This window comes from Paraburkholderia sp. J7, from assembly GCF_905220155.1.
Classification (GTDB): domain Bacteria; phylum Pseudomonadota; class Gammaproteobacteria; order Burkholderiales; family Burkholderiaceae; genus Paraburkholderia.
In genome coordinates, this window is sequence record NZ_CAJMYZ010000018.1 from 196,925 (window position 1) to 211,594 (window position 14,670).

Annotated in this window: 15 protein-coding genes; 4 read left to right on the forward strand and 11 right to left on the reverse strand. The window is 63.0% G+C overall.

Annotation, left to right across the window (positions count from 1 at the left end):
* Window positions 1-22: 22 nt before the first annotated feature.
* From U5A58_RS27420 to U5A58_RS27455, 8 genes are all read right to left on the reverse strand, one after another.
* Window positions 23-1,039 (reverse strand): alpha/beta hydrolase, encoded by a 1,017-nt coding sequence (locus U5A58_RS27420; RefSeq protein ID WP_321916177.1) that lies wholly within the window; start codon window positions 1,037-1,039, stop codon window positions 23-25.
* Window positions 1,040-1,283: 244 nt separating this feature from the next.
* Entirely contained in the window at window positions 1,284-1,931 is a 648-nt protein-coding gene (locus U5A58_RS27425; RefSeq protein WP_321916238.1) for a response regulator transcription factor, read from the reverse strand.
* Window positions 1,932-2,008: 77 nt separating this feature from the next.
* Window positions 2,009-2,380, reverse strand: a complete 372-nt coding sequence (locus U5A58_RS27430) for a response regulator (RefSeq protein ID WP_321916176.1) — start codon at window positions 2,378-2,380, stop codon at window positions 2,009-2,011.
* A gap of 130 nt (window positions 2,381-2,510) precedes the next feature.
* Window positions 2,511-3,242: a response regulator transcription factor gene (locus U5A58_RS27435; protein WP_321963744.1), complete on the reverse strand. Its 732-nt coding sequence runs from the start codon at window positions 3,240-3,242 to the stop codon at window positions 2,511-2,513.
* Window positions 3,243-3,386: 144 nt separating this feature from the next.
* Window positions 3,387-5,624 (reverse strand): PAS domain-containing protein, encoded by a 2,238-nt coding sequence (locus tag U5A58_RS27440; RefSeq protein WP_321963745.1) that lies wholly within the window; start codon window positions 5,622-5,624, stop codon window positions 3,387-3,389.
* A 233-nt stretch (window positions 5,625-5,857) separates the two neighbouring features.
* On the reverse strand, window positions 5,858-6,325 hold the full coding sequence (locus U5A58_RS27445) for a RidA family protein (RefSeq protein WP_321963746.1): 468 nt from the start codon (window positions 6,323-6,325) through the stop codon (window positions 5,858-5,860).
* 129 nt (window positions 6,326-6,454) lie between these two features.
* A complete protein-coding gene (locus U5A58_RS27450) occupies window positions 6,455-7,123 on the reverse strand; it encodes a response regulator transcription factor (protein ID WP_321963747.1) in 669 nt (222 codons plus the stop codon).
* 333 nt (window positions 7,124-7,456) lie between these two features.
* Window positions 7,457-7,927 (reverse strand): DUF3331 domain-containing protein, encoded by a 471-nt coding sequence (locus U5A58_RS27455; protein WP_321963748.1) that lies wholly within the window; start codon window positions 7,925-7,927, stop codon window positions 7,457-7,459.
* A 418-nt stretch (window positions 7,928-8,345) separates the two neighbouring features.
* Between U5A58_RS27455 and U5A58_RS27460 the strand changes: the two genes are divergently transcribed.
* The 3 genes from U5A58_RS27460 to U5A58_RS27470 all read left to right on the forward strand — a co-directional run bounded on the left by U5A58_RS27460 (window position 8,346) and on the right by U5A58_RS27470 (window position 11,049).
* Window positions 8,346-9,419 (forward strand): catalase family peroxidase, encoded by a 1,074-nt coding sequence (locus U5A58_RS27460; protein ID WP_321963749.1) that lies wholly within the window; start codon window positions 8,346-8,348, stop codon window positions 9,417-9,419.
* Between the two features lie 182 nt (window positions 9,420-9,601).
* A complete protein-coding gene (locus tag U5A58_RS27465; protein WP_321963750.1) occupies window positions 9,602-10,147 on the forward strand; it encodes an RNA polymerase sigma factor in 546 nt (181 codons plus the stop codon).
* Entirely contained in the window at window positions 10,144-11,049 is a 906-nt protein-coding gene (locus tag U5A58_RS27470; RefSeq protein WP_321963751.1) for an anti-sigma factor, read from the forward strand. The genes U5A58_RS27465 and U5A58_RS27470 overlap by 4 nt, the downstream gene beginning before the upstream one ends.
* A 51-nt stretch (window positions 11,050-11,100) precedes the next feature.
* Here the strand turns inward: U5A58_RS27470 and U5A58_RS27475 are convergent, their stop codons facing one another.
* Window positions 11,101-11,604, reverse strand: coding sequence for a DUF3455 domain-containing protein (locus U5A58_RS27475; RefSeq protein WP_321963752.1), 504 nt, complete (start codon window positions 11,602-11,604; stop codon window positions 11,101-11,103).
* 293 nt (window positions 11,605-11,897) lie between these two features.
* Here U5A58_RS27475 and U5A58_RS27480 point away from each other — a divergent pair, with 293 nt between their 5' ends.
* Window positions 11,898-12,251, forward strand: coding sequence for a BON domain-containing protein (locus U5A58_RS27480; RefSeq protein ID WP_321963753.1), 354 nt, complete (start codon window positions 11,898-11,900; stop codon window positions 12,249-12,251).
* A gap of 96 nt (window positions 12,252-12,347) precedes the next feature.
* Here the strand turns inward: U5A58_RS27480 and U5A58_RS27485 are convergent, their stop codons facing one another.
* Window positions 12,348-13,361 (reverse strand): lysylphosphatidylglycerol synthase domain-containing protein, encoded by a 1,014-nt coding sequence (locus U5A58_RS27485; RefSeq protein WP_321916165.1) that lies wholly within the window; start codon window positions 13,359-13,361, stop codon window positions 12,348-12,350.
* A gap of 58 nt (window positions 13,362-13,419) precedes the next feature.
* Window positions 13,420-14,670: bacteriohopanetetrol glucosamine biosynthesis glycosyltransferase HpnI (gene hpnI / locus U5A58_RS27490; protein WP_415774299.1), on the reverse strand; the 1,251-nt coding region annotated here is incomplete at its 5' end.

Sequence of the window (14,670 nt, forward strand, 5' to 3'; positions counted from 1 at the left end):
GCCCACAGCGCTTCACGAGCCGCTACAGATGCTGGACTTGCAGCACGGCATCGGCAAACGCCTTCGGCGCTTCCTGCGGCAGATTGTGGCCAATGCCGCCGCTGATGTCGCGATGCTGGTATTTGCCCGTGAACTTTCCGGCATAAGCCGCCGGCTGCGGATGCGGCGCACCGTTGGCATCGCCTTCCATCGTGATCGTGGGTACTGAAATTGCCGGCGACTGCGCCAGCTTCTTTTCGATGTCGTCGTATTTCGCCTCGCCCTGGACGAGACCCAGCCGCCAGCGATAGTTGTGAATCACCACCGCAACATGATCGGGGTTCTCGAAGGAAGCGGCCGTGCGATCGTAGGTGGCGTCGTCGAAATGCCATTGCGGCGAAGCGAGGCGCCAGATCAGCTTGTTGAAATCGTGTCGATTCTGCTCGTAGCCCGCCACGCCGCGCGCCGTGGCGAAGTAGAACTGATACCACCATGCCAGTTCGGCTTGCGGCGGCAACGGCTTCGCGTTGGCGGCCTGGCTGCCGATCAGATAACCGCTTACGGAAACGAGCGCCTTGCAACGTTCGGGCCACAGCGCCGCGATGATGTTGGCGGTGCGCGCCCCCCAGTCGAACGCGCCGAACACGGCCTGCTTGACCTTCAATGCGTCCATGAACGCGACGATATCGACGGCAACAACGGCTTGCTGGCCGTTGCGCGGCGTATCGGCGGACAGGAAGCGCGTCGAGCCATAGCCGCGCAAATACGGCACGAGCACGCGATGCCCGGCCGCCACGAGTATTGGCGTGACCTCGGCAAAGCTGTAGATATCGTAGGGCCAGCCGTGCAATAGCACAACGGGCGGCCCGTCCTTCGGCCCGGCATCGACGTAGCCGATGCTCAAGCCGTTTGCCTGCACTTGCTTGATCTCGCCGAATGAAGCTGCACCCGCCGCCGATTGCGCACGGGCCAGTTCGCTCAAACCCGCGCCCACTAGCGCAGCGCCCGCAAGGCCCGTTCCGAGAATACGTCGGCGGCGTTCGTTGATCGGTTCCGACATGATCGCTTTTCTCCTGATAATCGAAGTCAAGGGAAAACTCTTGCGCGTGCTCACGCAAATTCGCCGCTCGTAAGCTAACTGGCGACTCATTCGTTGTCCCCAATAATTTCCTTGAGCTTACTCGCGCGGCGCAGCTCGAAGCGGGGAAACAAGAGACGCGATAGCGTACCACCCCGGCAAGAGACCGCACGATACGGCGATCGGTTTAGCGCACTATACGCAGGTATATCTGCGCAATGGCTTGCTAGCGCTTGCGATCGCGCGGCGGCGTCAAGCGCAGCATCGCCGCCATATTGACGAGTTCCGGCAGCGAATCGGCGCTCATCTTCTGCATGACCTTGCCGCGGTGCATCTTCACGGTAATTTCGCTGATACCGAGTTCCGCGCCTATCTGCTTGTTCAGCAACCCCGAAACCACGAGCGCCATGACTTCCTGCTCGCGCGGCGTGAGCGTTGCATGGCTGTCGTGGAGCGCGCGCAACGCCAGATAGCTTTCGAGGGCTTCACGGCTGCGCGCGATGGCGTCGTGAATGGCGTCGAGCAAGGTTTCGCCGTTGAACGGTTTGGTCAGGAATTCGACTGCACCGGCTTTCATCGCCTTCACGGTCATGGGCACGTCCCCGTGACCGGTGATGAAGATGATCGGCATATCGGGCCGGTCGGCGGCAATGCGCTGCTGCAGTTCCAGACCGTTGACCTGCGGCAGCGATACGTCCAGAACGAGGCAAGTGGGTGCGAAAACGCGCGGGTGGGCGAGGAAATCTTCGGCGCAAGCGAATATCTGTGCGTGCAGACCTGCACTGCGCAGCAATAATTCCAGCGATTCGCGCACGGAAATGTCGTCGTCGATAACGAAGACTATGGGCTCGGCTTGCGAACCGCCCGACGGCATGGCGCCCTGACCTGCTCCACCTGCGTGACCTTGAGGCACGTTATTCCTCTTTAATGCCCCGAAGCACTGAATCGCGCTCAGTTCTCGCCCAGCGCAACCTTGAGCGCCGCGAGAAGCGCAGTATCGCTGAAGGGCTTGAACAGGCAATCGCACGCGCCCTGCGCGATCAGACGGTCGCGAACGGCTGCGTCTTTGTGAGCAGTAATGAAAATGACCGGCACGTTCTTGCCAAGACGCTTCAACTCGCGAAAAAGCCCCAGGCCGCCCATACCGGGCATGTTGATGTCGAGAACCAGACAATGGGTTTGATCGACGGCTTCAGACGCAAGAAAAGCCTCGGCAGACGAGAACACACTCACGGCATAGCCGAACACTCTCACCAGATCTGGAAGCGACTCCCGCACTGCTTCGTCATCATCGACCAACGTTACCAGCATGATTGCCCGCAATCAAGTCTCGTTGAGACCACTACTCCGCCCTCTGAGGATGCACCAGGCCGCGTGGGGAATCTACGATACCTTGGTATCACTCAACTCAAAATCTGTCCGCAAGGAGCGCTAACACTCGCCATGCACCGCGTCAAAGCCGCGCTGAAGCGACGGCTGCCGCAAGGCGGCCCCTTGCACGCGTACCGCCGGGCTGCCACGCAGCCGGGGCCTGCGGGCAAACCTTCGCGGCCATGATCACGAGTTCAGGCAAGGACCCTGCCTCCATTTTTTCCATCAGCCTGCCGCGATGCCCCTTGACCGTGATCTCGCTAATGCCTAGTTCCGCCGCCACCTGCTTGTTGAGCAAACCGCGCACCACGAGCGACATCACTTCCCGTTCGCGCGGCGTGAGCGCGGCATAGCGCGCCTCCAGCACGCGGTTTTCGCTCTGCGTGTCGATCGCCTCACGGCTGCGTTCGATACCGTCGCGAATGGCGTCCAGCAACGCTTCGCTGTTGAACGGCTTGGTGAAGAATTCAATGGCGCCGGCTTTCATGGCCCGCACCGTCACCGGTACATCGGGGTAGCCGGTGATAAAAATGATCGGTATGTCCGCACGCTCGGCCACGATCCGGCGCTGCAGATCCAGGCCGTGCAGATCCGGAAGCGAAACATCGAGCAGCAGGCAACTCGGCCCGCAAACGCGAGGGTGAGCAAGGAATTGTTGCGCGGCGCCGAACACCTGCGGCTGCCATCCTGCGCTGCGAATGAGCAATTCCAGCGATTCGCGCACGGACACGTCGTCGTCCACCACGAACACGACCGGAAGCGCCTGCGAGACGTTCGCGCACACCTGTCCTTCAGTTTCGCCAGGTCTTTGCATGGCCTCCTCGCTAATCTCCGCGCCCCATATACGTAAAGGCGCCAGACGCCCGTGAAGCAAACACCGCACGATGCCCGATCCCGTCGTACGCGTCCATCATACGGAGGTATGTATACGCGCCGCTCGCGGGCGCGCAGGCGTCATTTACGCGCCATAGATGGGCAGCGAGAACGAAAAGATTGCGCCGGGACCATCCGTCGGGATCTCGGCCCAAAGACGCCCGTTCTGGCTCTCGATGATCGACCGGCTAATCGCGAGACCAATGCCCATACCGTCTTGCCTCGTCGTATAGAAGGCATCGAAAAGCCGCTCCGCGTCTTGCGGGTCGAAGCCGATTCCCGAGTCCCGCACGCTCAGGCGGACCGTGTCGTCCGAACCGGCCTCCGTCTTCACCGTCACGTGCCGGGGTCGGTCGTCCACCGTGCGCATGGCGTCCGCCGCGTTGCGCAACAGGTTCATGATGACCTGCTGCACCTGCACGCGGTCGCAGCCCGCGCAAGGCAGGCCCTCTGCGAACTCCATGCGCATGACGACACGCGCGCGGTCGAGATCGCTCTGCATGAGGGCGATGATGTCCCGCGCGGTGTGAGCGAGATCGACCGGTTCAATCGTGGCGCTGCGCCTCGTGAAAAGCGCGCGCAGCCGCGTAATGACGTCGGCGGCGCGGTTGCCGTCGCGGATCGTGCGCCGCGCCGTTTCCTGCGCGCCTTCGATATTGGGCGGCACGGCCGCCAGCATGCGCAGGCAGGTGCTCGCATTGGTCACGATACCGGCGAGCGGCTGATTGACTTCATGGGCAATCGAAGCGGTCAACGCGCCAAGGCTCATCACCCGCGCGACATGCGAAAGCTCCGCGCGTGCGCGGTCGAGCGCCTCTTCCGAACTGCGGCGCTGGCTGATATCGAGCGTCGTGCCGCTATATTCCTTGCGACCCGGGCGGTCCGTCACGCGATGCGCGATCAGATGCAGATGCTTGATGCGCTGGTCCGGCATCAATAGCCGGTGCTGGCATTCGATATCGCTTTCGCCGCGCCGCCCCTGCTCGATGAACTGCGCGACGAACCCCATATCCTCCGGGTGCGCGCGCTCGGCAATACGCGCGAGCGTCACGGGCGTGCCGGGCTCGAACTCGAAGATGTGGTAGATCTGCTCCGACCAGGCAATCTCATCCGTGTCGGCGTCCCACGAAAAGTTGCCCATTCTGGCCAGCGCCTGACCTTCGGCGAGAAAGGCCTCGCTGCGCCGCAACTCTTCCTCGGCGCGCTTGCGATCGTCAATGTCGATGTTGATGCCATACCACTTGACGACGTTTCCATCCTGGTCCCGCAATGGGCTCGTGCGAAACAGAAACCAGCGGTACTGGCCGTCGTAGCGCTGCATGCGCGCTTCCGCGGCGCCCGGCATCCGGCTCGCCATGATGTCGGTCCACGCGGCCATGAGCCCCGGCAGGTCGTCCGGATGAACCGCCTTGGTCCACTCGTGGTCCTTCACCTGCGAGAGCGTTCGCCCGAGATAGTCGAGGTAGTACTGGTTATAAAATTCGCCCGTCCCATCCGGGCGCGCTGACCAGACGAGCGCGGGCAGTGCGTTGATGGTCTCGTTGAGGTGGCGCTCGCTCTCCGCGAGCGTGATCTCGGCTCGCTTTCTGTCTTCGATATCGATGCACAGCAGAAACCAGCGCAGAATGCTGCCGGTGCGATCGCGCAGCGGAAATCCGCGCACGTTGACCCAGCGGTACACGCCGTCTGCGCGACGATGGCGGCTTTCGACGTTGTACGTTTTGCCGCTGGCAAGCGAGGCTTCCTGCGCCGCAACCGCCTCGTCGAGATCGTCCGGATGAACGATCTCGTGATTGCGCCAGTCCCTGAGTTCCTCGAAGGACTTGCCAAAATAATCGAGCGTGAGCTGGTTTTGCCCTTCGACCTCGCCTGTCGGCGACGTCACGGTAACCGGTACGGGAATGCATTCGACGACCAACTGCAGATCGAGCGCTTGCCGGTCGAGCGCTTCCTGCGCGCGCCGCAAGTCATCGATATCGCTGCACGTCGCGCACCAGCGAACGATTTGCCCTTCGGCGTCGCGAACCGGACTGATTTGAATATCGAACCAGCGATGCTGGCCGTCAAAGCGCCGCAGGCGCGCTGCGATGCCCCCAGGCTCGCCGGAAGCGAGAATGGCGCGGCGCTGCTCGAGCAGTTCCGGCAAGTCGTTGGCGCTTACCGCGTCCAGCCACTGCGAGCCCGATGACGCCGCAAGGCCAAGGCCCGTGTATTCGGACCACTTCCGGTTGACGAAGTCGATCCGGCCGTCGGGCAGCGCAGTCCATGCCATAACAGACAGCGCATCCAGCACGAGGCCGGGATCAAGGGCCGATCCCATCATTTTTCTGATAATTACGAGCAGGCGTCAGCGTTTCAAACATACGCAAAAGCTCGCGCTTAGGCATGTTTTACGCGGATTATCCGGTCTGACCAGAGGATTTTGGGATTATTGCATGCGAAAACAGGCGTCGCAACCGCCCATTGTTCCGGAAAAGCCGGCTAATTTCGTTGCGCACGCATCGGACGGACGCCGCGCCACGCGGCGCAGCCTCGGGGCCGCAATGGCCTGATTGCTCAGTCGGCGATTTCGACGGTCAATTCGATCTCGACGCAGGCATTGAGCGGCAACTCCGCAACGCCCACCGCCGAGCGCGCGTGCACGCCCGCCTCGCCAAACACCTGCGCAAGCAATTCCGAAGCGCCGTTCGTCACGAGATGCTGCTCCGAGAATCCCGCCGCCGAATTGACGAAGCTCGTGAGCTTCACGATCTGCTTGACGTGGTTCAGGTCGCCGATTTTCGCATGCAACGTCGCGAGAAGATCGATGGCGATCTTGCGCGCGGCCTCACGGCCCGCTTCGGTGCTCAGCGTGGCGCCCAGCTTGCCGGTCACGACCGCGCCGGCATCGCGGGCAAGGTGGCCTGCCAGATAGACGGTACCTCCGCTGCGAACGCTCATGGTGTAGGCCGCAGCCGGCGAACTGACCTGCGGCAACTCGATGCCCATTGACTTGATCGTCTCGTAGACGTCACGCTTTTCCATCGCACTCTCTCCAATTGGATAATTTCAAGGTGGAGTGCAAAAGATAACGGCAAAGGCAGAAAATAAACGCTAGATCATTGGGTGATGAACGCATCCAGAAGATTGGGAGAATATAAACCGTGGTATTACTTACTCCCCGGACGGTTCGATCCCGAGTGCGACGATCTTGCGCACCAACTCGGCAACGGAGCGCACATTCATTTTGCGCATGGCCTGTCCGCGGTGGATCTTCACCGTGACCTCCGCAATGCCCATTCTCGAAGCGATCTGCTTGTTCATCAGCCCCGCCGCAACGTTGAGCAGCACTTCGCGCTCGCGCGGCGTCAGTGCGTCCCAGCGCTCGCGCGTTTCGACGAGCGAGCTGTCCGCTTCGAGACGTTGCGCGTCGCGCTGCAGCGCGGCGACCACGGCGTCGATCATGTCCTGATCGCGAAAGGGCTTGGTGAGGAAGTCGATTGCGCCCGCCTTCATCGCTTCGACCGTCATGGCAATGTCGCCGTAGCCCGTCATGAAAACGACCGGCATGGGCGAGCGTTCCTGCATGAGGAGCGACTTCTGCAGCGCCAGGCCGCTTTGACCGCGCAGGCGTACGTCAAGCACAACACACGATGGCCCCGCTCGCCTGGGCGCCGCGAGGAACGCTTCGGCGGAGTGAAAGGCGTGAACGTCCAGGTCGATCGAGCGCAGCAGGCTCGTGAGTGCGCCGCGCACCGAATCGTCGTCGTCCACGATATAGACGACTCCGGCAGGAGTGTTGACGCAAAGGGCAGCCGACCGGTCGGTCACAGTGTTTAGCATCTACGATAGTGTTCTGCAGTGTTACGTTGTGCGAATTGAACCAACATGGACACCGCCCAATACCCATGGGACGCCAATGGCCGGCTCACCCGCTGAAACGCCAGCCGAGCGGCCGACGTCAGCCGCTAGCTAGCGCAATCCTTGCAATGCCAAGCCTGAAGCTTACATCGCGCGTTCATGCGAGGCTGTAGTACTTTGGTATTGGGGAAGTCCGGCTGCGGCGATGCAGCCCGATCACTGGCGGGAAACACTGACGGGAAGAAGAAATCCCAAATAATGAGTTTCAGGCGGCTGGTTTTATTGTTTATACGGCGCAATGCTCGCTATTTGAGCTTATTCGGGGTCGGCCAGGCGAGCGCTCAACGCTTCCAGCGACACGGCCAGTATCATCGCTCCAGAATTCAAAGGGACCATGTAGCGCCGCGCTAACGGCCGGAAAACCACATCGCCTCGCTTGATACGCTCGCCGGAAAGTACGCAGATGCCCGATTTTCTGGCGATTGCCCGTTTCCAGACCTGTTCGCGGTAGCTGCAGCGCGTCGGATCGCTCCACGACAGCGTGAACGAAGAATTGGCCAGTCGCTCTTCGATTGTGACCGTGCAGCTTGCGTAGGTGTTGTCATCCGCGGGCCGGAGGTCGTTTCGCGTGCGCGTCGCGCTTGCGCGGCGCGAAACGCTCGTCCGCGAAGCTGGCGAGGCAAGCAAGCCGGAGACCACGTGCGCCCACGGATTGTGCGGGCAGTCGGGCGTTGCCGCGTCCGCGCAGTCGCGTGGTGCATGGGTTTCGTCGTTGGCATCGTCCACACCACGGGGCCGCGCGAGACGCATGCTTTCGCCCGGGCCTGCGCCATCGAGCGCGGTTCCCGCGTATGTCGACCTCCACGAATCCAATCTCACCACGGCTAACTCCCATGTTCTGGATGAGCGTGACTGTCACGCGTGCCCCGTCTCGCGAAGCCGAAACGTCCTGTGTATTGCGCCGACCGATTTCTAATAGCTGAAGCTTAAGGAGAAGCGCGGCAATCAGGTATTCTTCCCACGCATAGACTTAGTGACGCTTTTGGATGGCGACCCCATACCTTGGTATACATTCAACCTTCAGTACGCACTGAATAGCAGGAAGCGGATTAACATATCGGCCTCGCCGCACAACGGCAAAGCACGAGATGCATAGCGGGCCTTTCAATTCGCCGGCGGCTGCGCGAGGCTCCTGCGCCGATTTATGTCCCGTCTTTCGCATTCGCAAGTTCTTTTCCGGTACGCATGCATTGCGCTCACGCTTGCGGCGCTTGCCGCGGCGTTCGCCTGGACCGCGGGCTGGATACATTGGCCCGGCGCCCAGGCCGCGCTCACGTCCAGCCGGCTCATCGACGCGTTCGAACGCAGCGCGGGCAAGCACCCCGGCTTTCGCCGCAACCACGCGAAAGGTATCTGCGTGAGCGGCTATTTCGACAGCAACGGCAATGGCGCCGCGTTGTCCCGCGCGAGCGTATTCGAGCGTGGACGTACGCCGTTGATTGGCCGCTTCTCCGCGCCCGGCGGCAATCCCGCCGAAGAAGACGCAAACACGACCGTGCGCAGTTTCGCACTGCTTTTCGCGATGCGCGACGGCGAGCAATGGCGCACCGGCATGAATTCCGCGCCAGTATTCGCGGTGCGCACGCCACAAGCGGTGTACGAACTGCAAGAAGCCATGCAGAACGACGAGCGCACCGGCCGCCCCGACGCAGCGAAACTCAACGCGTTCTTCGCGCAGCACCCCGAAACCAACGCGCTGCGCGACTGGCTCGCCGCGCATCCGCCGGCTTCCGAGTTTTATAACGCGAGTTATTACAGCATCGATGCGTTCCGTTTCACGAGCGCAAGCGGCGACGTGCGATTCGTGCGCTGGAGCGTCGTGCCCGATGCGCTCTACGCGCCGGTAGACACGCGCAGTCCGAACGCAAGCGACCCCGACTTTCTCGCCCACGGCCTGCGGGTGCGATTGCAGTCGGGGCCGGTCAGCTGGCATCTCATGCTGACGCCTGCGGGCGCGGGCGACCCGGTGGACGACGCCACACGCGCCTGGCCCGCCGAACGCGAGCGGCATCGTGTCGACGCGGGTACGATCGTCATCGATCATGCGCAAGCGCAGATCGATGGCGCCTGCCGCGACATCAATTTCGACCCAACCGTGCTGCCGGTGGGCATTGCGCCCTCTGACGACCCGCTGCTCGCCGCGCGCGCCGCCGCTTACGCAGTGTCGTTCGACCGGCGTACGAGCGAAGAAACGCAAGCTGGCGTGAAAGGCCACTGAAGGCCGTTGAGCGTCGCCCCTTCACAACGCAAACGCCGGCATGGAATAAAGCGCGTCGCCCACGTGTTTCGTTACAAGTTCACCCAAAAGGCCCGAGCCGCGCCCCCTGATCAGACGGTCGCACACGACCGCATCGCGCGCGCCAGTCCGGATTGAACGGGGATCGTGGAGAAAACCCTTCGATGAGCGGTACAGACTTACCGGCCATGCTACCCGCGATGATTCCGCGGCTGTGGGCGTTTGCGCTGCGCCTCTGCGGGGATCAGCACGACGCGGAAGATCTCGTGCAGCGCGCCTGCCTGCGCGGGCTGGAACGCGCGCATCAGCTTCAACCAGGCACGGCTGCGTTGAGCTGGATGTACTCCATCATGCATTCCACATGGATCAACGAGCTGCGAGCCCGCAGTGTGCGCAAGCGCGCGAGCTTCGAGTGGGACGACGATTTCCTCGAAAATCTCCCCAATCCCGTCGATAATGGCCCCGAAATGCAACTGATGCACAGCCAGATCATCGAGGCGGTCGAGCGCCTGCCCGAAGCTCAGCGCGTGGTGATGCTGCTCGTCGCGGTCGAAGGCATGACGTATCAGCAAGCCGCCGACGTGCTCAAGGTACCCATCGGCACCGTGATGAGCCGGCTTTCGCGGGCGCGCCAATCGGTCGGCGTCATGTTCAGTGGGAGAGCGCCCAAGGCTCCGCCCGCCCCGCAGCAAAAGGACTCAATCGCATGATTGCCGACGACGCCCAGTTACTCGCCTACGTGGACGGCCGCCTGTCGCCCGACGAGCGCGCCGCGATCGAAGCGCAGTTGCGCGAGTCCGACGAGGCGCGCAAGAAGGTTTCGCTGCTGCGCGCCTCGCAGGTCGATTTCGCAGGTGCCTTCGCTGAGCAAGCGCTGCCGCCCGTGCCCGAATCGCTGCGCCTGAGCATCGATGAAATGGTGCGCGCGCAACCTTCTGCGAGTGCAAACGACAAGACGACGCCGCTCTCCGAACAGCAAGCTTCCGCGCCCGTGAAATCGCGCCTGCGCCGCGTACCGGTCTGGCTCGCGGCGGCGTGCGTGGCGGGTGCGTTCGTGGCCGGCCAGCTCGTGCGCTTCGACTCGCTGCTCGGGCCTGGGGGCCCGGGCTCCGGCTCCGCACACCTGGCAAGCGCCTCGGAGATGTCGCCGTGGGTGCAGGCGGCGGTTGGCTACCAGAGGCTTTATACGCGCGAGACCGTTGCGTACTGGCAGGACGATCCAGCGCTCGCCGCGAAGGTCGTGGAAGACATCCGCCGCGACGACCGTCTCGCGCTGCGCGTGCCCGACCTGAGCAGCGCCGGGCTCACCTTCAAATCGGTGCAGCGCCTGCATTTTCACAACAAGCCGCTCGTGCAGATCGTTTATCTGCCGCGCAGCGGGCCGCCCGTCGCGCTGTGCGTGATGAAGGACGCGCGCCCGGACGAAGCGGTCGCGTCCCGCACCGTCGACTCGATGGGCGTCACCACATGGCGGCAGAACGAGTTGACGTACGCACTCATCGGGCAGACAAGCGACGTCGATCTGGCGGAAATCGGCAAACGCATTTCCAACCTCGATACGTCGGCGCTATTCAGCGAGGCGCAGCAAGCCGGGCCGACGCGCAGCGGGTAACGGATAACGGCAACGCGTCATGCCAGCAAGACCGTTCAGTGATGAGCCGTCTTACTGATAAAAGAGGTAAGTCGCGAGATAAGGCGAACTACCCGACTCGTGTTCGGCCGTGCACGGCGCAGCGGGCTTGACGCCGCCAACCGTCCTGATCCGCTGCACGTAGCGCACGGTTTCGAGCAGGCCCTGCGCGCCTGTGGAGTGCGTCGCGAGCAGAAGTTGCGGCACGCTATCCGGCGTATCGCTGGGCTTTTGCGCGACGAGTTTTCCTTCGATGCGGCTGCCGTCGCGTGCTTGCCACGCGGGTCCGGCGGAATGTTCGATCACGGCCGCGCCGTGCGCGTCGTAGAGCGTTGCGCGCGGCTGCTGGAACACCCAGCCGAGCGTGTGATCCGCGCCGTATTCGCAGGTGTAAATCTGCACGCCCGCAGCATTCGCGGTCAGAAACGGCTGTGCGCCCGGGATATCGAACGATTGCGCTTGCGCGAGCGCCGCGCTCACGATCAAAACCAGCCCTGCCCCGATTGCAATCGGCTTCCCGCGTGAAAGGTGATTCATGGAGAGGCTCCTTTAGGCTGCGCGGCCGACCCAGTGCGGTGCGCTCTTGCTCAACAGCCCGGCGCGGAAAACTATTCCATCGCTATCGGGTTGGGCTTTGAGGCTCAGCGCGTGAGTCTGATTTGTATCCCAGTGTATATAAGGCCCTTTTTGATACGCAAGATTGCACAGGCCACTTTTCTCGACACATGCGCGATACGTCCTGCAGTTCTAATGCATTCCACATTGATCACGCTTTCCCAAGGTCGTTTGACTGAACACGTTAGTCCAACCGCAACGTCAAGAGGTGAACCATGAACCTTCGTAACCAGGCCCTCACGGGCGTATTCGCCGTGCTGCTTTCTACTTCCGCTCTCGCGCAAACCGCGGCGCCCGCGGCTCCCACGAAGGAGCAGGTTCGCGCGCAAATGAAGGCTGACAAAGCAGCGAACAAGGCCTTCTCCAAAACCGTCTGGCACGCCGTCTACAAGACGAAGGGTCTGGAAGACACGGACATCGCCGTGTTTTCCGAAGCGCGTACGGGCAAGGTCATTCTCGCGGGGATGATCATGGACGCTTCGCAGGAACAGATCGCGCAGGACGCCGCGGCGAAGGTGCCTGGCGTTCAGTCGGTCACCAGCAAGCTGACCGTGTACGAAGCGCACTGAACGGCGACTGCGCGTCGACTGCGCGTCGACTGCGCGTCGACTGCGCGGCGCACGCCGAATCCGGCGTTCCTTCACCCTCGCCCGGCGGCCAGTGCCTTATTGGACGCGCCGGGCGCGTGTGGCCGCGCCCTCTGTGCGGCGCCTTGACGGCCAGCCATATTCGGCGGCCTGCCAGGCAAGCAGCCCGGGCAAATAGAACATCAGATCGCGTACGCGCCTTGCGCCCGCGAGTGCGAGGCAGGTGGGCGCGTCGAACCCCAGCAGTCCGCCTATCACGACGAAACCGCCTTCCTGCACGCCAAGGCCGGCGGGCACGAGAAACGCAATGCTGCTGAGCATCTGGATCAGCGCTTCGATTACGAACGCCTGCATGAAGGTCGCATCCGTGCCGAGCACACGCAACGCGATCCAGATTTCAAGCGCGTAGCCGAGGCATTGAAGCGTTTGCCAGATGAGCACGTAGCGCACGACCACGCCGGTCTGCCGCCAGATCAGCTTGAGCGATAAGTCGACGCGTACCGACTTGCCCACGAGATCCACGACCTTGCCGCTCGTGACGCGGTTGAGCGTGCGTGCCGCCCGCTCGAACGGCCGCGCGTGCTGCACGAGCGCAAAGAGCACGAGCAATGGGATGAACCCCGCGAGGCCCCATGCGAAACGCCCCACGAAGCGCGCGGTATCGGAAGAGGAATGTTCGAGCAGATAGCCTGCAGCGATCAGCGCATAGAGAACCTGGCTGATCAGCGTGAGCTGCATGTCGGCGATCAGGCTCGCGACCGCCGTGGCCGGCCGCACGCCCGCACGGCCGAGCAGGCGAAACGAAACGAGCTCTCCGCCCACACGCGCAACGGGCAGCAAACCGTTGATCGACTCGCGTATCCATACGAGTTTGAGCATCGCCGCGAACGACGGACGCTGCGCCGCGCGAATCAGGCTGCGCCAGTCCCACGCATTCGCGCACATCGGCAGGATATGCACGGCGGCCGCCAGCACGAGGCCCATGCCCGCGCCGCGCAACAGTTGCAGCACCGCCGCAGGATGTTCGCGCCATACGAGCCACACGGCGATCGCGAGACCGACCAGGGCGGCGATACGTCCCATGTGCTTCATCTGCGGGTGCTCTCCAGGCTCTGCTCCCGTCTCATTGTGCCCCCCTCAACTGTGACGCTCAGGTCTCGTGGACTGGCGAAAGCATGCCATTCCTGTCGACGCGAAAGCGCGTGCCGCGCCAAACGACGCCAGACGAACAAAAGCTCGCAACGTAGATCGCGAACTGGACCATTTCCCAAAGGGGTAAGCATAACAGTCCGCTGGACTTGTCACCGGTCGCGCGATCGGTTCTCCAGATCAGCCACGCGCGCGCGCAGAGCGCCACGGCGGCCAGCATCCATGCCGGCGCGGCCCCGCCGGACAACGCCACCGCCAGCATGGCGAGCGCGAACGGATGCATCAGCACGGCGCCCAGATGCCCCGAGCGGTCCGCCGCGCGCACGGTGCGGCTCCAGCGCAGTTCATGCGCAAAGAGCTGGGCGAACGTATTTTCCACGCACGCGTGTCGCACGAGAATGGGCGGAACGGAAACTTCCGCGCCGGCACGGCGCACGGCTTCGCCGATCGCATGATCTTCGGCGAGGTGATGCGCGAATTGCGCAAGACCGCCAATGCGTTCGAGCGTGTCACGCGTCATGGCAATGGACTGGCCGAAACACGGCCGCGCGCGCCCGATTGCGAGCCCCGTGACAACGCCGGGCAGGAAGTGATAGTTCGTCAACGCCGCCGCCACGCGAGGCCAGAATCCGGGCGCGCACAGGCCGCGATAGACGGCGGTCACGAGACCGACGCCGGGCTGCTGCAGCGCCCCGACCACCTGGCGCAGGTAGTTTCGATCGACGAGCACGTCGCTATCGGCAAAGCACAGCACGTCGTGCTCGGCCTTCTCCAGCATGTTCACGAGATTCGCGATCTTGCGGTTGGGACCGTACAGGCGCGAGTCGGCGACGACCGTGATGTGCGCGCCGGGGTAGCGCACGCGTAGCCGCTCGATGGCTTCGAGGGCTTCATCGCGCGCGTCGTGAACGCCGAAGAGATACTGGACTTGTCCAGGATAATCCTGCTCGAAGAAGCTGGCGAGATGTTCCTCGAGGTGCCATTCGTCGCCGTGCAGCGGCTTGGCGATCGTGATTGCCGGAAAGTCGCGCGGCGCAGCCACCTCACGCGCGAAGAAACGGCCGACCAGCGCGCTGGCCGTGCACGTATAGATAATGCCGAGCGCCGCGCAAAGACCGATTAGCACCGCTAGCGAATCGAAGAGCAGATGCGAGAATCCGGGCAGTGCAGTGCGCATGACTTCAATTGCCGCAGCGGCAACGGCAAGCGCCGTCACGGCCATCGCAACGATGGCGCCCGTTCGCCCCGTCGC